Here is a 21,361-nt window from a genome sequence, read left to right as displayed (position 1 = left end):
TTGTTGACCGGACTGACCGGGTATAATCAGCGCCACAGGGTCCTGCTCTGAGCTGCATGCGGAACAGGACTATTACTCTACATTATCGTGAACAGGGATACTTCCATGCAACTCCTTATGAGTCTGGTCGGGATGGCAGTGCTGATCTTTATCGCAGTGCTGTTTTCAAGTGATCGCCGGGCAATCAAACTGCGGACTGTCACCGGTGCCTTTATTATTCAGGTGCTGATCGGTGCGCTGGTTCTTTATGTCCCGGTGGGACGCAAAATCCTCCTGGCAATGTCCAACGGTGTCGCCAGTGTTATCGGCTACGGCCAGAAAGGGATGGACTTTATTTTCGGTGGCCTGGTATCCGACAAAATGTTCGAGGTATTCGGCGGCGGTGGTTTTGTCTTTGCCCTGCGCGTTCTGCCGGTTATCGTTTTCTTCTCCTCGCTGATTGCTGTTCTGTATTACCTCGGCATTATGCAGCTTGTGATTAAAATTCTCGGCGGTGGCTTACAGAAACTGCTGGGCACTTCCCGTACCGAATCCCTGTCCGCGACAGCCAACATCTTCGTGGGACAAACGGAAGCTCCGCTGGTGGTGCGTCCGTATATTTCAGGAATGACCAACTCAGAACTGTTTGCGGTGATGTGTGGTGGTCTGGCATCCGTGGCCGGTTCTGTTCTCGCCGGGTATGCGCAGATGGGGGTACCGCTGGAGTACCTGATCGCGGCATCCTTTATGGCGGCGCCGGGTGGCCTGCTGTTTGCGAAACTGATGGTACCGGAAACCGAGCATTTCGATGACCGCCGTGAAGCCATGGCCGGTATGGCAGAAGAAGAACGCCCTGCCAACATCATTGACGCGGCGGCAAGTGGTGCATCTTCCGGTATGCAGCTGGCGCTGAACGTGGGTGCAATGCTGCTGGCATTTATCGCGCTGATCGCCTTAATTAACGGTATCCTGGCCGGGATCGGCGGCTGGCTTGACTATCCGCAGTTATCACTGGAACTGATCCTCGGCTGGGTCTTCTCACCTATTGCCTTCCTGATTGGTGTTCCGTGGAATGAGGCAATGACGGCGGGTTCCTTTATCGGGCAGAAAGTTGTGGTGAATGAGTTTGTCGCCTATATGAATTTCGGTGAATACCTGAAGCCGGATACGCAGGTGATTGCTGCCGGTTTACAGCCGCTGTCTGATCACACCAAAGCGATTATCTCCTTTGCCCTGTGCGGTTTTGCTAACCTGTCCTCCGTTGCTATCCTGCTGGGTGGCCTGGGCGGTATGGCACCTAACCGTCGTAAAGACGTGGCACGTCTGGGTATGAAAGCGGTGATGGCCGGTACTCTCTCCAACCTGATGAGTGCAACTATCGCCGGTTTCTTCCTGGCACTGTAAAGCGCTTCCTGCACAGGTGAACCCGGTTCACCTGTGCATTCACTGATTCAGTGTACTTGTCTTTCTGTCTCTCCCTGTTTATCCCTTTCCTGCGCTATACTATGCCGTGAATATGTGCTGTCATTTTGCGCATATCGGGCTATTAACGTGATTTTTATCACATAATCATATGTATTGATGTAAATGCTGTTATATAAACGTGATGAAAGGCACGTATTATAGCGCCGGGACATGCTCAAATACGGCATGGATACCCTATAACGGATTCGGTGATTCTGTTTGTCAGGTCACCTGTATGACAGCGCGGTGAGAAGGATCTCAGCGTTAACTCTTAGCTCAAGAGAAACAACGTCTTCACGGAACCAAGTCCCGCTCGCCAACACATTTTGCATCGTTCAGATATTGCGTCTGCCCGGTAACGGCGCAGACATACGTTGGAGAGTTTTATGACCGATTTAACCGCCGCAGCGCAGCGCGCGCTGTCCTTAATGGATTTAACCACCCTGAATGATGATGATACTGATGCGAAAGTCACCGCGCTGTGTCATCAGGCGAAAAGCCCGGCCGGCCAGACTGCGGCTGTCTGCATTTACCCGCGTTTTATCCCGCTGGCCCGTAAAGTTCTGCGTGAGCAGGGTACGCCGGACGTGCGTATCGCGACTGTCACCAACTTCCCGCACGGCAATGATGACATTGAGATTGCACTGGCTGAGACCAATGCGGCGATTGCTTACGGCGCAGATGATGTGGATGTGGTGTTCCCGTACCGCGCACTGATGGCCGGTAATACACAGGTTGGTTTTGATATGGTGAAAGCCTGCAAAGAAGCCTGTGCGAAACACAATGTGCTGCTGAAAGTGATCATCGAAAGCGGTGAGCTGAAAGATCCGGCGTTAATTCGTCAGGCATCTGAAATCGCCATCAAAGCCGGTGCTGACTTTATTAAAACCTCCACCGGTAAAGTGCCGGTCAACGCCACGCCGGAAACAGCGGAAATCATGATGACCGTGATCCGTGATATGGGCGTTGGTAAAACCGTTGGTTTCAAACCGGCCGGTGGTGTCCGTACTGCGGAAGACGCTGCGCAGTATCTGGCGATGGCTGACCGTATCATGGGCGAAGGCTGGGCTGACCCCCGTCACTTCCGCTTTGGCGCATCCAGCCTGTTAGCCAGCCTGCTCAACGCACTGGGTTACGCAGACGCCAAATCTGACAGCAAGTATTAATCACGCTTTCCGGGCTGCTTTTGCCGCCCGGCTTTCTGATTAACCCGGTATCTGTGGTACCGGGACGGATCCGGTATTTTAAGGAGATCTCTGTGTTTCTGGCTCAGGAAATCATTCGCAAAAAACGGGACGGACACCCGCTCTCTGATGAAGAAATCCGTTTCTTTATTAACGGTGTGCGTGATAACTCAGTCTCTGAGGGACAAATTGCCGCGCTGGCGATGACGATATATTTCCATGATATGAACCCGCAGGAGCGTGTCTCGCTGACATTGGCGATGCGCGATTCCGGCTCGGTGCTGGACTGGAAAAACCTTGATTTACCGGGCCCGGTTGTGGATAAACACTCCACCGGCGGCGTGGGGGATGTGACCTCCCTGATGCTCGGCCCGATGGTGGCTGCCTGTGGCGGCTATATCCCGATGATCTCGGGCCGCGGCCTGGGACATACCGGCGGCACGCTCGACAAACTGGAAGCGATTCCGGGCTTTGATATTTTCCCGGATGATGAAACCTTCCGCCGTATCATTAAAGAGACCGGTGTGGCGATTATCGGCCAGACCAACTCACTGGCACCGGCGGACAAACGTTTCTACGCGACCCGCGACATTACGGCAACGGTGGATTCCATTCCGCTGATCACTGCCTCTATCCTCGGCAAAAAACTGGCTGAAGGACTGGATGCGCTGGTGATGGATGTGAAAGTCGGTTCCGGGGCATTTATGCCGACTTATGAATTATCGGAGCAGCTGGCGCAGGCGATCGTGCAGGTTGCCAACGGCGCGGGCTGCCGGACAACGGCACTGCTGACTGATATGAATCAGGTGCTGGCATCCAGTGCCGGTAATGCGGTGGAAGTGCGTGAGGCGGTGCGTTTCCTGACCGGTGAGTACCGCAATCCGCGCCTGTATGAAGTCACTATGGCGCTGTGTAAAGAGATGCTGGTTTCCGGCGGGCTGGCGGCTGACCGCACAGAGGCGGAAGCAAAATTACAGCGCGTGCTGGATAATGGTAAAGCAGCGGAAATTTTCGGACAGATGATTGCCGCACAGCGCGGACCGGCTGATTTTATCGAACGTTATCCGCACTATTTGCCATCGGCAGTGCTCAGTAAACCGGTCTATGCTGAGACAGAAGGGATTGTGACCGCGATGGATACCCGCGCACTGGGGATGGCGGTTGTCTCGCTGGGCGGCGGACGCCGTAAGGCCAGCGATCCGATCGACTACAGTGTCGGATTAAGTGATATTGCCCCGATCAACAGTGTGGCTGACGGACAGATGCCGCTGGCGATGATCCATGCCAATAATGAAGATGCGTGGAATGAAGCGGCTCAGGCAGTGCGTCAGGCGGTCACACTCAGTGAAAGCCCGGTTACCGATACCCCGCTGATTTACCGCCGGATCAGCGAATAAGAACAATTTTGTTATTCACGCGGAGCCCTGCATCCTGACGTGATCTGACACAGGAGAGAAGTATGAAACGTACATTTATTATGGTGCTGGATTCATTCGGTATCGGTGCTGCACATGATGCCGCTGATTTCGGTGACACCGGTGCTGACACGTTAGGTCATATCGCACAGGCCTGTGCCCGCGGTGAAGCAGACAAAGGCCGTAAAGGGCCGCTGCATCTGCCGAATCTGTCCCGTCTGGGGCTGGGTAAAGCCGCTGAGGAATCCACCGGACACTTCCCGGAAGGTCTGGATAAGAATGCGGAGATTATCGGCGCATACGGCTATGCCGGTGAGTTATCTTCCGGTAAAGATACCCCGTCCGGTCACTGGGAAATTGCCGGGGTTCCGGTTCTGTTTGACTGGGGCTATTTCAGCGATCATGAAAACAGCTTCCCGCAGGAATTACTGGATATCCTGGTTAAACGCGCCAATCTGCCGGGATACCTCGGTAACTGCCACTCATCCGGTACTGTGATTCTGGATCAGCTCGGCGAAGAGCACATGAAAACCGGCAAACCGATTTTCTATACCTCTGCGGACTCCGTTTTCCAGATTGCCTGCCACGAAGAAACGTACGGCCTGGAAAAACTGTATGAGCTGTGTGAAATCGCCCGTGAAGAACTGACCAAAGGCGGTTACAACATTGGCCGTGTGATTGCGCGTCCGTTTACCGGCGAAAAAGCCGGCTCATTTGAACGTACCGGTAACCGTCACGACTACGCGGTAGAGCCGCCGTCAGCGACCATGCTGCAAAAGCTGGCGGAAGAGAAGCAGGGCGAAGTGGTCTCCATCGGTAAAATCGCGGATATCTATGCCCATGTTGGTATCACCAAAAAAGTGAAAGCGACCGGTATTGATGCCCTGTTTGATGCATCACTGGAAGAGATGAAACTGGCGGGTGATAACACCATTGTGTTTACCAACTTTGTTGATTTCGATTCTTCCTACGGTCACCGCCGTGATGTGGCGGGTTATGCCGCTGCACTGGAACTGTTTGACCGCCGTCTGCCGGAAATGCTGAAACTGGTGAAAGAAGACGATATTCTGATCCTGACCGCAGACCACGGCTGTGACCCGACCTGGCCGGGTACCGATCACACCCGCGAACATATCCCTGTGCTGGTTTACGGGCCGAAAGTTAAACCGGGCTCACTGGGCTACCGTGAAACCTTCGCGGACATCGGGCAGACTGTTGCATCCTATTTTAATTTATCCCCGATGGATTACGGCAAAAACATGCTGTAATGTGTCTCTTTTTTCGGGCAGACTTTCAGTCTGCCCTTTCCCTTTGGATTGACTGAAAGGATTTTTTTATGGCTACCCCTCACATTAATGCCGAACGCGGTGATTTTGCTGATGTTGTTCTGATGCCCGGCGATCCGCTGCGTGCGAAATACATTGCAGAAAATTTTCTGGAAGACATTAAACAAGTCAACAATGTGCGTGGCATGCTGGGTTTTACCGGAACCTATAAAGGCCGCCGTATCTCCGTGATGGGGCACGGTATGGGGATCCCGTCCTGCTCTATTTATGCCAAAGAGCTGATCACGGAGTTTGACGTGAAAACCATTATCCGCGTCGGTTCCTGCGGGGCTATCAGCCCTGATGTCAAACTGCGTGATGTGGTTATCGGCATGGGCGCGAGCACGGATTCCAAAGTGAACCGTCTGCGCTTCAAAGATAACGATTTCGCGGCTATCGCGGACTTCGGGCTGGTACGTAATGCGGTTGAAGCGGCAGAAACCGCCGGGATCCCGGCTCGTGTCGGTAATATCTTCTCTGCGGATTTATTCTATACACCTGATCCGCAAATGTTTGACGTGATGGAGAAATACGGCATTCTGGGCGTGGAAATGGAAGCCGCCGGTATTTATGGCGTGGCTGCTGAATTCGGTGCGAAAGCACTGACTATCTGCACCGTTTCTGACCATATCCGTACCGGTGAAAACTTACCGGCAGAAGAACGTCAGACGACTTTTAATGAAATGATCACTATCGCGCTGGAATCTGTTTTACTGGGCGATAAAAAGTAATTTATTTCAGTCATTATAAAAACCGCTGCCGGTATTATTTTCCGGCAGCGGTTTTTTGTTATTTACTGTTGTCAGGTTCGGTATACATTTCTGAAGCACGGTTTTCCGTCGTAAGAGCAGTTATTAATACCACTGCAACTATAGCTAATGTTGTTATTGTTCTTCCGGTCATTTCTCTTGACTCCTTTAATTTAAGGAGGCAGAATCCCTATTGTTCAGGTAGAGATTCGGCCTCGGTTTATGTTGAAAAACGTAATCGGGGCTTTCTTCTATCCGGAACAGGGGAAATATAGCCTGATCCGGACAGAATCAGGCACCCGCAGAAAATATAACAACTGTGTTTCTCTTTATCTCTACCCCATTCGGGTGATAATACGGAGATATATCACAAAATATATTTTCACTCTCCGTTAATACAATGATCGTTATTTTTTTGGACGGCGAAAAAATAAAACCGCTGTTAAGCGGCTTTGTTTTATTATGGCGGAGTGAGCATAAATAATTTTTCATTCTCACCGCTATAGCGGGATAATGCCCGGTTTATATCCTCTGCAGTAATCTGATTAATTAACGCCTCTTCCGCGGTTATCCGGGTAAACGCATTATCGTCCCCGGCAATCTGAGCCAGTGATTCTGTCCAGAATGCGGTACTCTGATAAACCTGCTGTTTTTCCAGTAACCAGTTGGCTCTGGCTTCATTCAGAGCATTGTCACTGATACCGTCTGTTTTCAGGGTTTTCAGCACATTCCGGCTTAATGCCGTCATTTCGGCGGCGCGCTGAGGATCGGTGGTGAAATTCAGCCGGGCGCTGTAATACGGTGATGGTAGTTTTGCCAGCATAGAAGAGAAACTCAGGGCGTAAATACCGCCCGCCTGTTCCCGCAATGCACCACGCAACTGTTTGCTGATGATGCTGTCGGCCAGTTGCAGTGTCAGGCTTTCTTTCTGTGACCACTGTGCCGGGGCGGCATACTGAATACTCACCATGGTTTTATCAGAGCTGGCTATCGGGTAAGTCCGGCTGAAGGATTGCATTTTGGGTGCGATAGCCGGATCCCGCCACTGCAGGCGCTGACCGGACGCGGGAAGGGTGGCAATCCATTTCTCAACAGCCTGTTTTATCTGTTTTTTATCTGCTGCACCACTGATCACCAGTGTCATGTCCTGTACCGGGCTTAGCAGGAGACGGTGATTTTGCTGTAACTGTGCGGCAGTAAACTGACGCCAGCCGCCGTTTTCATTTATTACCAGACGTTCGCCGTGAGTATGGCTTTCGCGGTTAATGGCATCCAGGAAGCGGCGCTCCACCGTGGTGCTGTTCAGGCTTTCCAGCGTCAGCTGCTGATTGCGGCGTAATTTTTCGCCGCTGAACTGTGGCTGTGTGATCTTCAGGTGCAGCAGTTTCAGCAGGGTATCCAGCTCTTCCGGCGGTGCCTCACCCCGGAATCCGTGGTTCAGTAGTTCGCTGTACGGGCGCAGGCTGAGACTGTGCTGTTTACTGAATAATGCCAGCTCACGGGCGCTCAGCTCACCGTAGCCGCTGCTTTCCGGCAGTTTCAGTGCCCAGTCGGTCAGTCCTTCCTGTCCGGCAGGCTCCAGTGAGCGACCGCCCGGAATGCGCAGATTGATCTGAATATTATCTTTCAGGCTTTTATCCTGATGCACAATCACCCGCAGACCGTTGGATAACTGCCACGATTCCGTGGACGGCAGCGGCAGTGCCTGCTCCTGAACAATACTACCGGCTGCTGCCGGGGTAACATTCAGCGCAACCTGCCGCACGGTCAGGGAAAACGGCCCGGGATCGGACTGCCGGATCTGCTGCCAGCGGTCAGTGAACGCTTTTTCATCAAAACGGGTCTGTTCGCTGTCCGGCCCGAGCAGGGCCAGCCGTGGTGAGGCCTGATTCAGGAATTCGTTCACATGGGTTTTCAGCGTATCCGGCGTGACCGGTTTAAGCAGTTCCCATGCCGTAGTGAGCTGCTGGCGCTTGTCCTGAACCGGCATCCGGTATTCCAGTGCAGTGGTGATGGTATCGGCGAGATAATCATTGCCGTAGCGGGATTCCCCGGCAGCCTGCTGACTGAGTTTCGCCAGCAGACTCTGCCGGGCATCGTCCAGCTCTGCCTGTGTGACGGGCTGTGTCGCCAGGCGCTGAATTTCTGTCCACAATAAGGTGATACTGCCGGGGTAATCCGCGCCCTGCGGATGCATTATCATCAGTTGCTGAAGACGGCGGCTGTCCAGCATAGCGCCCTGCGGGTTGATACTGGCAGCCGGTAACTGTCCGTTATCCACCAGCGCGGTCAGGCGCTGATTAAGGATTGTCACCCAGAGATTATCCAGCAGGTCATCATACTGACCGTCACGGGTATTGAGCGGCGCGCGGATATCTCTCTGCAGCGCGAACTGCATGATGCGCTGTCCCTGCTCCTTATCAAAGATTGGCTTTACCAGCAGCCCCGGCTGCGGGGCAAAATGCTGACGGGCCGGATCATCCTGTGCGGCATCTTTTTTGGCAGGCTGATTAAAATACGCCGCCGCCAGATTACTGACTTCATGGCGGTTAAACTGCCCGATAACCACCAGACTCATCCGCTGCGGCTGGTACCAGGTCTGATAATAGTCTTTTGCTGTGCTGACCGGCGCATGGCGGATCACATCCAATAACCCGATCGGGTCACGCTCCGCATAGAGACTGCCCGCATAGCGCAACTGCTCAAGGGCATTATTGATGCGGAAGCCGATGCCCTGGCGCAGCCGCCACTCCTCAATAATCACGGAGCGTTCTTTATCAAACGCAACAGGGTCAAAGGTCATGCCCTGTGCCCAGTCGGCGAGTACCTGCAAACCGGTCTGAATCTGTTCCGGCGTGGCCTGCGGCAGTGACAGTTTATAGACAGTTGAATTGAGGCTGGTGGCGGCATTGACATGGCTGCCGAGGTTCAGCCCCTGTTTTTCCAGCTGTTTAAAACTCTGTGTGTCCGGGAAATGCGTGGTGCCTTTAAAGGCCATATGTTCGGTAAAATGTGCGAGACCGCGCTGCTCTTCTGTTTCCTGTAATGAACCGCTTTCCACCAGCAGCCGCAGCTCTGCGCCGGGCTGCGGGCGTGACAGAAGATACACATTCATGCCGTTTGCCAGGCGAATGTGCTGTAAATCACTGCGCTGCGGCAGCGGACGATTATCTGTGCCGGTTGTGCTGACAGCGGTACAGCCGGTGAGGATCAGCGCCACACCGGCAAAGGTCAGTTTATAATGCATATCGGACTCCTGATGTGCAGGTGGCGGCAGGGGCGGACAGGGCTATCACGCGATCTGCCTCCTGCTGAAGAAAGCGCTGGTGGCTGACCAGCAGAAGTGTGCTGTCCGGCAGACGCTGACGGAGCAGACGGATCATGCGGACCGCATTGTCATCATCCAGTGCCGAGGTAATCTCATCGAGCAGCATCAGTTTCGGCTGACTGAGCAGCAGACGGGCGATCAGCAACCGCTGCTGTTCACCGCCGGACAGGCGCTGACGCCAGTCGGCATCGGTATCCAGTTGTGATGCGAGTACGGTAAGCCCGGTGGCGTCGAGGACATCACGGTAATCGTTTGTCGTGAACTGTGATGCGGCATGCGGATACGCCAGCAGGGATTTCAGTGTCCCTGACGGCAGATAAAGTGACTGCGGCACCCACATCACATCCTGTTCACGGCTGATATTGCCCCGGTAGTAAGGCCAGTGGCCGCTGAGCGCGCGCAGCAGGGTCGATTTCCCCAGCCCGGAGCGGCCGCTGATAATGGCAAATTCCCCGGCGTGCAGAGAGAGTGAAAAATTCTCCAGCAGCGGCCGGTTATCCGGCAGCAGAATATCGGCGCAAACATCCAGGCGTACTGCGGACTGACAGGTTTCGGTGACATCAGACACCGCGTCATTTTCCAGCAGGCGGACAAAATGGTACAGACGGGTTACCGTCGCCTGCCAGGCTGCTATCTCTTTATAGGCAAAAATAAACCAGCCGAGTGACGTCGCGACACTGGTAAAGGCCTGACGCAGCTGCATTAATCCGCCCAGCATCAGTTCCCCGGCGAGGAATTTCGGCAGTGCAAACAGGATCGGTGCCAGCGCGGTTACCTGCTGATAACCCACGGTATAGAATGATAAATTCCGCTCGCAGCGGATCAGCTGATTCCAGTTGGCCGCCACCCGGGCAAAACGGGCCAGCAATTGCTGTTGATCCTGCAACTCCCCCCGCTGTCCGGCGATAGCATCACCGTGCTGTCTGCGGGTGATCAGTGCCGCACGATAATCCGCCTCACGCTGCTGTTTTTCCATATTCAGTTTACGCAGCGGCCCGCCGATAAGTTGTGTCAGCGCGATACCCACGAGGGTGTAGGCGATACAGGCCCAGAACATATAGCCGTCGATACGCCAGTCAGTACCGGCGACAGAGAGCATAATACTGCCGGAAAGCTGCCAGAGGATGGCGGCAAAGGACACCAGGGTCAGCAGCGAATGCAGGAACGTGATCAGCAGACTGAGGGTGGATTCCACCAGCAGGCGGACATCCTCGGCAATCCGCTGATCCGGGTTATCCGGCTCGCGGGCGGTCAGGCGCAGCAGATAATGGCGGCTCTGCGGCGACAGCCAGCGGCTGAGGATCTGCTCTGTCATCCCCTCCCGCCAGCGGATAGCCAGTTTCTGCCGGAAATACGTACCGAGCACCACCACCAGGATCAGCCCGCTGACCAGCACGACGAAAAATTTGATCAGCTGATACAGCGCCGCACCGTCCAGCTTTTGCAGTGCATTGTAAAAATCCCCGTTCCACTGGTTCATGCGGATATTGAACCAGACGGAAGAGAGTGTCAGCCCGAGAGACAACAACAGCAAGAACCAGCAAAACAGGGCGGCACGCCGCCCCCAGAACGGTTTCACCAGCCAGAAAAAGTGTTTTATTGTTTTCATTGATTATTCATAACGTTAAGAGACATTGCTCACATGCTCAGATTAAAAATCGTAATTCAGCTGTAACCAGAACTGACGGCCCGGATCATAGGCAATCACCTTGTTACCGGCATAGATAAAGGTATCCGCGACATTTTTGTTATTCAGGACGTTATTCACTTCCAGCGAGACAGATGCGCCGTAAGCAAATTCCGGTTTCCAGTTCACGCGGGTGTCCCAGGTGAATTTGGATGCGAAATGTTCTTTCTGATAGACACGTAACTCGCCGTACTGCGGATCACGGACCACTTCGTTGTCATGACGGACAGCCTGATTACGCGCTCCCCACCATTGCAGGCGGTTGTACCAGGAAATGTTGTAGTTATCCCAGTCACTGGTCAGCTCAACGTTCAGTTTCAGCGGCGAGTTAAAGTTGCTGGCAGGCAGGTCACTGACATCGATCACCTTGCCGCCGTACATTACTTTGTCGGAGTTAATGGCACTGCCCGGCTCAAAGAAGGCATAACCCTGGTCAGACGGGAAGTTGGTTTTGGTATCCTGCCAGACGATTGAGGAGGTAAAGACATGAGTTGCCTGACCCCATTCCCACGGCTGACTGTTACTGACCGCCAGGGTGACGGAATCATGCTTGCTGCGTCCGGCATTATCAAAGGTGCGGATGTTGCCTTTGTCGGAGTATTTGTCCGGGCCGGTCAGATTGGTATATTTGGTGCGGCTGCGGACTTCATCGTAACCTTCGCGGTGGACATAGGTCAGACGCCAGGTGGTGCTGAGGATTTCCTGTTGCAGGCCGAGGGAAATTTCATCGTTATACGGTGTTTTCAGTGAATCCAGACCTTCAAAATCATTGCTCGGGATCCAGTTTTCTCCCCAGTTACACATATAGCATTTTTCCAGCCCGGCATTTTGCGCACCGTACAGGGCGTAGGTCAGCATGGAGCGACCGTAATAACGGTTGGCACCGGCGATCAGCAGCGTTTCTTTATTGCCGAACAGATCATAAGTGGCGGCCAGGCGTGGTGCGACATTGGTGCGCTGAACAAAATCATCCCGATCCACGCGGATACCCGGACGCAGTGTCAGACGGCCAATCTCAATATTGTCATCGGCAAACAGCGCGTAGTTGTTATAACTGACCGAGGCCGTTCCCGGCAGGAAACGGTGGATATTGGTCATCTCCATGCCCATATCCGCATAAGTGGCCTTGTCATCACTGGTGTGATAATGCGATTTATCGCGGATATAGCGGCCTTTGGTATGGGTGGATTCCATCCCGAGTATCGGGCGGTGTGTGATCCCGAAGCCTTCTGACGGCAGGAAACGGGCAACGGCTTTGGTGGTGACATTGTCCTGCTCTGTCCGCAGATCACCCAGTCCGCCCATTTTGGTGTTAATAATTGTTTTGCCGTCCGGCAATTTATCCTTCATTTCATAAAAATGCTGCTCGTCATTCACGCGGTTATCTTTCAGTTTCTGATAACCCAGGGTGAATTCCAGATCAGCCAGGCTGGTCTGGTGCTTCAGAACACCGGTTACGCCTAACCCTTTGTGATTATTGTCATAACCGGAGTTGGCAATATTGGAGGCGAATAAACGCGCCTTGTAGTCAGAATAATTCAGGGAAATATCCGCCGTGGTGACCGGCGAGAGATCCATCGCATACTTCACAAACAGGTTGTCTGAGGTACGTTTCTGGTTACGTTTGCGCTTATCAAATTCATAACCGACCAGATCGTCGCCGTCCATCACCGCCATCAGTACCGAGGTATTGGCCGGGATGGTGGAGGTACGGCGGGAGGCCGATACTGTCAGGCCGCTGTTTTCTGTCACGCCGACTTCAAACCAGCCGCCGAAATCGTGTTTGTTATATTCATTCTGGAAACGGGCCGGATGGCTGATATCATTTTTTGATGAATCAATCGGCTGTGAGGAATCCTCAAACAGATGATTCCAGGCGGAGCGGGTGGTGCGGTAATACACATGGCCGCTGTTTTCGCCGTTCCAGCGGCGGCTGGTGACATCCACACTGCCGCCGGTAAAGCCGCCGAATTCTACCGGGATGTTGTTATCGTAAACCGTCACGCTGTCGATCAGACGGCTGTCGATATACATGCCCTGGTCGCCGCTGTCCAGACGGGTGGAGGTTTCGCCCAGGGTATCTTTTGCCGGGTCGAAATCGTTGTTAAAACTGATGCCGTCGAGTTTATAGGCGTTCTGGAAACTGGACGCGCCGTGAATGGAAATCCGTGACGGTTTGATTTCGCCCTGGTTGAGGGACGAGCTGTCATTACCGGCGAACTGCACCGCCGGGTTGGTGCGCAGCAGCTCCGTGACGTTGCCGTCACCGGTATTGCGCTGGCGGATCTCCTCCGCAGTAATGTATTGCGGGGCCGACATGACATCGGTAGCCGGATGGTAAGCCAGTTCGCCCTGAACCCGTGTTTCCGGGATTAAAATGGTTTCCGCTTCCGTGGTCAGCGGGCGGATAACATAGCTGCTGCCCTGCTGTACCAGTGTCAGGCCGGAGCCTGCCAGCAGTGTCTGAATGGCAGTCTGCGCGGAATAGCTGCCGTGCAGAGCCGGTGCCCGCAGTGCGCCGAGCTGCCCGGCATCATACAGTAACTGGATTTGTCCCTGCTGCGCGATGGTGTTCAGCGAACGGCTCAGTGCCTGTTCCGGCAGATCAAGCGTGAGATCCGCCGCCCCTGCCGGTGACGCTGTCAGCCCGAGTGCCAGCACAATGGCGGAACTGACTGCCCTGATGCTGAATGGTGATGGTTTTATTGTCATTTTTATCATTTCCGGAAGTGTCATCGTTATCCCCTGTATCAGAAGACGCGGAAATGAGAATTATCCTCACCTGATAATTATTCTTTTTTTCATTTATTTTTATTTTTCTTCACAATCAACAGGCTGCCGTCATGCAGTACGGTGACTTCAACCGGTAACAGCAGCGGCAGTGCGGTGAAAAAGGCATCGGTTTCGGAAAGGGTGACCCGGCCGGAGACGGTCAGATCCGCCGCATTGGCGGCAAGTGAAACGGGGTGGCTGCGGTAAGGTGCGAGGCGGTCAACAACATCACGCAGCGGGGTATCGGTGAGGGTGATTTGTCCGTTGCGCCACTCCCCGGCCTGTTCCGGCGGGATATGGCTGAGCAGCAGTGCAGCTCCCGGCGCGGGGCTGACGGCTTTATCCCCGGCGCGCAGATACACCGGTTTTTCATCCGGCGTATCCCGCAGAGCGACAATCCCGTTTGCCACGGAGACTGCCACTTCCGTTCCCCGGCGGCTGACATCAAATTCCGTGCCGACAACGGTTATCTCTCTGCCGTCCGCGCGGATAACAAACGGTCGCCACGGGTTGGATTTCACCTGAAAAAAGGCGGTACCGCGCACGAGGGTGATGCGGCGGTGTGTCTGTTCATAGGCAATATCCGCTTCGCTGTCACGGCTGAGAAAAATACGGCTGCCGTCCGGCAGGATCATGGATTTGCTCTCTGCGGCGGTGGCGAGTGTCAGGTTATCCATCAGCAGGGCGGGTAACTGACTGTAGGGCAGAAACAGCATTACCAGGATAAACAGTCCGGCGAGGGTATAACGCAGCGGGCGCAGGAGCGGAAAAGTCCTTACAGGTGTCTGCTCTGTGATTTCCGGACGCGGCAGAGCCGACATCTCCCGCCACAGCAGTGCCATATCATCAAACGCCTGCCGGTTTTCCGGGCAGGCCGCCAGCCATGTCTGTAATTCCCGCTGCTGCTGTGCCGTCATGCTCTGGCTGTGCCAGCGCGTAAACCATAATGCGGCGGCGTCTTCCCGTTCGTCCTGCTCCCGCCGGTCTGTCATTCCCCGTCCTTCTGTTCTGCGGCATTCATGGCGCGTTTACATTGCAGCAGGGCACGGGCGATATGCTTTTCCACCATACTGACAGAAATATCCATCCGTTCTGCAATGTCACTTTGCGAAAGTCCGTCAAACCGGTAAAGCACAAAGGCTTCCCGCTGACGGGGCGGCAGTGCATTCAGCACCTGATACAGCCGGTCCAGGCGCTGCCGGTGTTCGAGCTGTACCTGAGGATCGGCTTCCTCCTGTGCCACGTCCGCCGCCAGTGAATCATCCCACTCACTGACACGGTCACGTCCCTTCCGCCGGCTGTGACGCCAGTGGTCGGTCAGCACATTGTTGGCGATCTTAAACAGGAACGCGCGGGTTTCCTGCACAGAGGTCTCGTTGCCGCCTTTGAGCCAGCGGGCAAACACATCCTGCGACAAATCCCGTGCATCCTGAGTGTTGCCCAGCCGCTTATGGAAGAAGCGGACAAGCTGATGGTAGGTTGAGTGATAAGCACCGGCGATAAGCCTGCTTACCGATTTTTCAGTCGTCATTTTTCTGGTGTGTGTCGAAGTCATCGTAATTGAAGGAGTCATTACGCATTGCTTAGAAAAATCCAAAAAATCTCATTGTTGTTATTTGAATTATTATTTAATAATAAAAAGCAATATCATTTGCGTTATCATTATGCCTGTAATTTTACAAATTGAAATACGTGAATAACGATTAAAAAAGTGAGTTGAGTGATGTTGAATATGGCTGCGGCCTGTTATCAGAACAGGCGATATTCAGTCGGCGGTACGGTTGCCAGTGTGGGCGCACACGTGCTGTTGCTGGCATTGTTTCTGGGCTGGCTGAGTTTTTCAGCGGACGATCCGAAAGGCATGCTGCCCCCGGCGTTTGTGCTGACAGCGGGCGTTTATCAGCTGGAAAGTACACCGCCGGAAAAGGCGGAAGGCGTCAGACAGGTGATGTCACAACCGGCACCACAGCCGGTGGCTGAGCCGGAGCGGGAATCTGTGGTTGATAAACTGGCGGTTTCTGATCAGGGCACCTGGACGCGGAAAGCGGAGAAACCAAAGAAAAAAGCAGAGAAAAAGCTGCTGACGGAGATCAAAATGCCGGAAACGGATAACCCGTCCCCGGTACTGGCAGAAAGCACTTCCGCACCGCGTCAGGGCGACAGTTCCGCGAGCCGCGCGGATTTTACCAGTCATGCACCGCAACCGGTCAGCGGCAGTACCGGCTGGGAAAGCGCAGTGCATTCGCATCTGGCGAAATACAAACGCTATCCGCGTGCGCTGCTGCGTTATAAGTCCACCGGTGTTTCTCATGTGAAAGTGACACTGAACATGCAGGGAAATGTTGTCTCTGTGGAGCTGGTCAATTCATCCGGCACAAAATTGCTCGATAAAGAAGCACTTGCCACCGTACAACGGGCATCCCCTTTTCCGCTGCCGCCACAGGAACGTGGCAGAAACGGCCATATTGAGATAGTCACCCCCATCGGTTTTTACCTGTAACCAGCAGACAATTCCCGAAATTTCATTTTTATTACCAGGAATTGTCTGTATTTTCCGTTTTTTTATTTCTCACGTGACCTTTTCCCTGTTCAATATTTCGGTTTTTATATGGGTTTTCTTAATTTATCTGAATGAGTTTCAGTCACTCATATTGTAACAAGCACAGTAAGGCCGGTTCAGGCCTGGATAAAATGCTGTTATGACGTATTCCGATAGTATTTTCAAAACAGAAATAATTAATTTAATTAATCAATTTTACCGGGGGAAATTCAACCGTCATTCTCAAAAAGAGTGTGCTACACTGCAAAAAAAGGGGCTGCGGTGGTGTTGATGATACTCCCCCGGAGCTCATGTGTAATAAGTATAATATCTTGGCAAATCATCATTTTTTGTCTGTTTATGGGTTAATTGTTACAAAATATTTCATTTGTGAATTATCAGAGAAATATAAAATAGCGTTATTATTCAGCAGCAATATTGAATAAAAGAATTTAATATATGAGAAATCCGATTTTTACCACGATTCATTAGTATGCATCATTTCCGGACGTGATTTTAGTGGCATAAACTCTGTTTTCTTTGGTAGATTAATTTTTACAGGTGATTTTTCGTAATACCGGATTAACTTAAAATTAAATAATGAAAATTTTAGTTAGGTAAGGATGAATAATGACTAAAAAGTCAGTTTTTGCAAGAACACTCGTCTCTCTGCTGTTAGGTACAGCAATCAGTGCTTCAGCGCTGGCTGCGGCAGAAAATACCGGTCATACATTGCGGCTGGCCATCGGCGCAGAACCGACAGAAGGGTTTGACCCGATGCTCGGCTGGAGCCACGGCAGTTATCTGTTACTGCACAGCCCGCTGCTCAAACAAAAGGCCGATCTTTCCTGGCACAGCTATCTGCTGGACAGCTACGACCACAATGCCGACGGCAAAGAGTGGACACTGAAGCTGAAAAAAGACCTGAAATTCTCTGACGGCTCCCCGCTGACTGCCAAAGATGTGGCGTTCACTTATAACAATGCCGCCGCCGGCGGCGGCAAAATCGACATGGGTAACTTTGCCAAAGCGGAGGAAATTGACCCGCTGACAGTGAAAATCACCCTGTCCGAACCTCAGAGTACGTTTATCAACGTGCTCGGCTCTCTCGGGATTGTGTCTGCTGATAAATATGATGCCAGACAGTATGCCCAAAAACCGGTGGGTGCCGGGCCGTACCGTCTGGTGGCTTTCCAGCCGGGCCAGCAGCTGATTGTTGAGGCGAACCCGTATTACGCCGGGCCGAAAAACGACTTTAATAAGCTGGTGTTTGTGTTCCTGGATGAAGATGCCGCCTTTGCGGCCGCACAGAGCCGTCAGCTTGAGGTTGTCCGCATTCCGCCGGTGATCGCCGCAACTGCCGGTGATGTTAAAGGAATGAAACTGGTGGAGCGTGCCAGCGTGGAAAACCGCGGTATTGTCTTCCCGATTCCGAAAGCCGGTGAAAAAGACGCACAGGGTTATCCGATCGGTAACGATATCACTGCCGATATCGCCATCCGTAAAGCCATCAACTACGCGATTGACCGCAAACTGCTGTCTGAACAGGTGATGGAAGGGTACGCCGTACCGGCCTTTACCGGTGTTCACGGGCTGCCGTGGAACAATCCGGAAGCCGCCTTTAAAGATGGTGATGCGGAAAAAGCCAAACAGATTCTGGAAGACGCCGGCTGGAAACTGAATAAAGACGGGCTGCGTGAAAAAGACGGCAAAGTGGCCAAACTGACGCTGTGGTACACCAGCGGGGATACCACCCGCCGTGACCTGGCTCAGGCTATCCGCGCCTTCCTGAAACCTATCGGTATTGAACTGGATTTACAGTCCGGCAGCTGGGAAACCGTCGAACGCCATATGCACGCCAACCCGACGCTGTTCGGCTGGGGCAGTCTGGATCCGATGGAGTTAGTCCATCACTACAGCAGCAAAGCGGCGGGCGTGGAATTCTACAACCCGGGCTATTACAAAAATCCGCAGGTGGATGCCATCCTTGAGAAAGCCATGAGTGCACCGGACCAGGAAGCGGCTATTCCTGTCTGGCAGCAGGTGGACTGGAACGGCAAAACCGGTACCGGGATTAAAGGGGATGCCGCCTGGGCGTGGCTGCTGAATGTGCAGCATACCTATGTGGTGAGTGATTGTGTTGATTTGGGCAAGGGCGCACCGGAGATCCACGGATCATGGTCACTGCTCAACAGTGTGGATGATTGGGCCTGGACCTGTAAATAATGCGCAGTGCCCTGTTCCTTTTCGTGCGGTTTGTTTGTCTGCTGACGGTCACGGCGGCGGGGGTATTTATCCTCCTCAGTTATTCGCCAATCGACCCGATCAGAGCCTATATCGGAAATGATCTGCTGCATGTTCCGCCGGAGCAGTATCCGGCGATTGCAGCCCGCTGGGGACTGGATCAGCCGCTGTGGCAGCGGTTCTGGATCTGGTTCTCACAGATGCTGCGGGGCGATCTCGGTTACTCCATGCTGTATAACGCGCCGGTGTCAGAGGTGATTTCGGCGCGGCTCGGACCGTCACTGGCACTGCTTATCAGCGCCTGGCTGCTCTCGGGCATTGCCGGGCTGCTGCTGGGGCTGGTGGCCGGGCGTTACCTGAACCGCTGGCCGGACAAAATGATTTCGGCGCTGTCGTATCTGCTGGCTTCGATACCGACATTCTGGATAGGGTTGCTGCTGTTGTCGCTGTTTGCGGTCACCCTGAACTGGGCACCCATCTGTTGTGCCTGGCCGATGGGCGAGGATGCGGACACGGCAACCGTCGGGCAGAAAATTCATCACCTGATTCTGCCGGTGCTGGCGCTGGGCTTACTCGGTGTCGGTAACATTGCCCTGCACACACGGGCAAAAGTGGCGGAAGTGATGGGAACCGAATTTATCCGTTATGCGAAAGCGCAGGGGGATAAAGGCTGGCCGATGATTAAATTTCATGTATTGCGTCACGCTATTACCCCGGCACTCTGTTTACAGTTTGCCTCTGTGGGGGAACTGCTGAGCGGTTCGCTGCTGGCGGAGAAAGTGTTCGCCTATCCGGGACTGGGACAGGCGACGATAGACGCGGGGCTGCGGGGGGATATCCCGCTGCTGATGGGCATTGTGATGTTTTGCGCGATCCTGATTTTTATCGGTAACAGCACGGCGGATATTTTACTGCGCCGCGTGAATCAGGGAGTGATCCGCGAATCATGACGCATAACCCGAACCGCGCGCTGTTAAAACTGACGGGCACATTACTGATGCTGATCCTGCTGGGCGTGTATGCCATCTGGATCACACACACTGATATTGATATGGATTTCCTGGCGCGGCGGCAGGCACCGTCTGTCGCGCACTGGTTCGGCACTGACAGCCTGGGGCGTGATCTGTGGGATCGCACTTTTCAGGGGATGGCAACCAGTCTGCAGATCGGGCTGATTTCCGCCCTGACCAGCGGACTGGTGGCGCTGACGATGGCCGGGTTATCAACAATTAACAAAGGGACAGATTATCTGGTGCGCGGGGTGATTGATGCACTGCTGGCACTGCCGCACCTGCTGCTGCTGATTTTAATCTGTTTCACTCTGGGCGGCGGAAAATCCGGCGTGATCTGGGCGGTAGCGCTGACACACTGGCCGAAACTGACGCTGATCCTGCGCTCAGAAATTTTGCGGGTACGGGAAACGGATTATGTGATGCTGGCGCAGCGTATGGGAAATTCACGGTTGTATTGCTGGCGTCATCATTATCTGCCAATGTTATTACCGCAGTGGATTGTCGGCACGCTGCTGATGTTCCCGCATTCGGTACTGCACAGTGCGGCGCTCAGTTTTCTGGGCTTCGGGCTTGCGCCGCATGAGGCGTCACTGGGGATCCTGCTGTCAGATGCACTGCGCTATCTCAGTACCGGTGCCTGGTGGCTGGCATTTTTCCCGGGACTGGTGCTGGTCGGACTGGTGTTACTGTTTGATCAGTTTGCGAAAGCCTTACAACAGCTCTGGCTGAGGATCGCATAATGCTGAAATTTGACCGGCTTGCCATTGATGTCGCGCAGTTCAGCTGGCTGCGGAAAAAACGCTGGCAGCCGCTGCTGACAGATATTTCCCTGGCAGTTCAGCCCGGTGAGCTGGTGGCGCTGGTTGGCAGCAGCGGGGAAGGCAAAAGTCTGCTGCTGCAGAGTGCGCTGGGGCTGCTGCCGGACAATATGCGCTGCCGGGGCGCTATCTCGCTGGCGGGAGAAACCCTGACGGATGAGAGCAAGCCGCTGCACCGGGGCAACACCCTGTGTTATGTGCCGCAGGGGGTGAGCGCGCTCAATCCGCTGGTGCGGGTCGGCCCGCAGCTGGAACGCGCAGCCACGCTCAGCGGCATGCATGTGAAGATGCACGATGTGGCGCGTCAGCTGCAACGTTATAACCTCCGGCCAGAGCTGACGGATGCCTTTCCGAACCGGCTCTCAGGCGGGATGGCCAAACGGGTGCTGACCTGTGGCGCGACCCTGACCGGGGCGCAGTACATTCTGGCGGATGAAATTACCTCCTGGCTGGATGATGAACACGCGGGGCAGATACTCGCGCACCTGAAAGTGCTGTGTGCGGACGGGCGCGGCGTATTGTGGGTCACGCATGATCTGGCAATGGCAGCCCGCTTTGCTGACCGGATTGCGGTGCTGCGTCACGGGATTTTACAGGAAACACTGACATCACAGGCGTTACTGAACGGGGAAGGCAGTCCGTGGCTGCAGTCACTGTGGGATGCATTGCCGGAGCACCGTTTTCTGGCGGGCAGAAACAGACCGGGATGAGGCGATAATAAAATTGACGGATGAATACAGGTGATAATCTGCTTTATTTTGTCCGTATCTGAGTATTTTTTATTTATTAGCTGAAAATCTGCAGGGTTATTTATTTTATATTTAAACACAGTGGCAGATATTTA

The 21,361-nt window shown here is 53.7% G+C and carries 15 protein-coding genes; 10 read left to right on the top strand and 5 right to left on the bottom strand.

The genetic code is table 11. The features are described 5' to 3' along the window. Positions 1-105: 105 nt before the first annotated feature. The 5 genes from ACF8OF_RS04080 to deoD all read left to right on the top strand — a co-directional run bounded on the left by ACF8OF_RS04080 (position 106) and on the right by deoD (position 6,098). A complete protein-coding gene (locus ACF8OF_RS04080) occupies positions 106-1,383 on the top strand; it encodes a NupC/NupG family nucleoside CNT transporter (protein ID WP_279797476.1) in 1,278 nt (425 codons plus the stop codon). Positions 1,384-1,829: 446 nt separating this feature from the next. Beyond that, positions 1,830-2,609 (top strand): deoxyribose-phosphate aldolase, encoded by a 780-nt coding sequence (deoC, locus tag ACF8OF_RS04075; RefSeq protein WP_392495793.1) that lies wholly within the window; start codon positions 1,830-1,832, stop codon positions 2,607-2,609. A 92-nt stretch (positions 2,610-2,701) separates the two neighbouring features. Continuing rightward, on the top strand, positions 2,702-4,024 hold the full coding sequence (gene deoA / locus ACF8OF_RS04070) for a thymidine phosphorylase (RefSeq protein ID WP_392495791.1): 1,323 nt from the start codon (positions 2,702-2,704) through the stop codon (positions 4,022-4,024). A 62-nt stretch (positions 4,025-4,086) separates the two neighbouring features. Beyond that, positions 4,087-5,310, top strand: coding sequence for a phosphopentomutase (gene deoB, locus ACF8OF_RS04065; RefSeq protein WP_205515198.1), 1,224 nt, complete (start codon positions 4,087-4,089; stop codon positions 5,308-5,310). A 68-nt stretch (positions 5,311-5,378) separates the two neighbouring features. Continuing rightward, entirely contained in the window at positions 5,379-6,098 is a 720-nt protein-coding gene (gene deoD / locus ACF8OF_RS04060; protein WP_262859035.1) for a purine-nucleoside phosphorylase, read from the top strand. Between the two features lie 478 nt (positions 6,099-6,576). Here the strand turns inward: deoD and ACF8OF_RS04055 are convergent, their stop codons facing one another. From ACF8OF_RS04055 to ACF8OF_RS04035, 5 genes are all read right to left on the bottom strand, one after another. Next, the gene (locus ACF8OF_RS04055) at positions 6,577-9,363 is read right to left on the bottom strand and encodes a M16 family metallopeptidase (RefSeq protein WP_392495790.1); all 2,787 of its coding nucleotides are present in this window, start codon (positions 9,361-9,363) and stop codon (positions 6,577-6,579) included. Then, on the bottom strand, positions 9,353-11,053 hold the full coding sequence (locus ACF8OF_RS04050) for an ABC transporter ATP-binding protein/permease (protein WP_392495788.1): 1,701 nt from the start codon (positions 11,051-11,053) through the stop codon (positions 9,353-9,355). The genes ACF8OF_RS04055 and ACF8OF_RS04050 overlap by 11 nt, the downstream gene beginning before the upstream one ends. Positions 11,054-11,095: 42 nt before the next feature. Then, positions 11,096-13,867, bottom strand: coding sequence for a secretin and TonB N-terminal domain-containing protein (locus tag ACF8OF_RS04045; RefSeq protein WP_392495786.1), 2,772 nt, complete (start codon positions 13,865-13,867; stop codon positions 11,096-11,098). A 65-nt stretch (positions 13,868-13,932) separates the two neighbouring features. Then, positions 13,933-14,895, bottom strand: a complete 963-nt coding sequence (locus tag ACF8OF_RS04040) for a FecR family protein (RefSeq protein ID WP_392495785.1) — start codon at positions 14,893-14,895, stop codon at positions 13,933-13,935. Next, positions 14,892-15,434 carry an RNA polymerase sigma factor gene (locus tag ACF8OF_RS04035; RefSeq protein ID WP_262859040.1) on the bottom strand — a complete coding sequence of 181 codons (543 nt, stop codon included), beginning with the start codon at positions 15,432-15,434 and terminating at the stop codon, positions 14,892-14,894. Before ACF8OF_RS04035 ends, ACF8OF_RS04040 begins: the two co-directional genes overlap by 4 nt. A gap of 192 nt (positions 15,435-15,626) precedes the next feature. Here ACF8OF_RS04035 and ACF8OF_RS04030 point away from each other — a divergent pair, with 192 nt between their 5' ends. The 5 genes from ACF8OF_RS04030 to ACF8OF_RS04010 all read left to right on the top strand — a co-directional run bounded on the left by ACF8OF_RS04030 (position 15,627) and on the right by ACF8OF_RS04010 (position 21,227). Then, a complete protein-coding gene (locus ACF8OF_RS04030; protein WP_392495783.1) occupies positions 15,627-16,403 on the top strand; it encodes an energy transducer TonB in 777 nt (258 codons plus the stop codon). Positions 16,404-17,072: 669 nt separating this feature from the next. After that, positions 17,073-18,668, top strand: coding sequence for an ABC transporter substrate-binding protein (locus ACF8OF_RS04025; RefSeq protein WP_279797463.1), 1,596 nt, complete (start codon positions 17,073-17,075; stop codon positions 18,666-18,668). Continuing rightward, positions 18,668-19,636: an ABC transporter permease gene (locus ACF8OF_RS04020; protein WP_279797461.1), complete on the top strand. Its 969-nt coding sequence runs from the start codon at positions 18,668-18,670 to the stop codon at positions 19,634-19,636. The genes ACF8OF_RS04025 and ACF8OF_RS04020 overlap by 1 nt, the downstream gene beginning before the upstream one ends. Next, on the top strand, positions 19,633-20,439 hold the full coding sequence (locus ACF8OF_RS04015) for an ABC transporter permease (RefSeq protein ID WP_025153864.1): 807 nt from the start codon (positions 19,633-19,635) through the stop codon (positions 20,437-20,439). The genes ACF8OF_RS04020 and ACF8OF_RS04015 overlap by 4 nt, the downstream gene beginning before the upstream one ends. After that, positions 20,439-21,227, top strand: a complete 789-nt coding sequence (locus tag ACF8OF_RS04010) for an ATP-binding cassette domain-containing protein (protein ID WP_392495782.1) — start codon at positions 20,439-20,441, stop codon at positions 21,225-21,227. Before ACF8OF_RS04015 ends, ACF8OF_RS04010 begins: the two co-directional genes overlap by 1 nt. The last annotated feature ends 134 nt before the right edge of the window (positions 21,228-21,361 follow it).

It is taken from the genome of Morganella sp. TYF_1 (genome assembly GCF_043105645.1).
GTDB lineage: Bacteria > Pseudomonadota > Gammaproteobacteria > Enterobacterales > Enterobacteriaceae > Morganella > Morganella morganii_B.
This window is presented reverse-complemented; position numbering and strand designations above follow the sequence as displayed.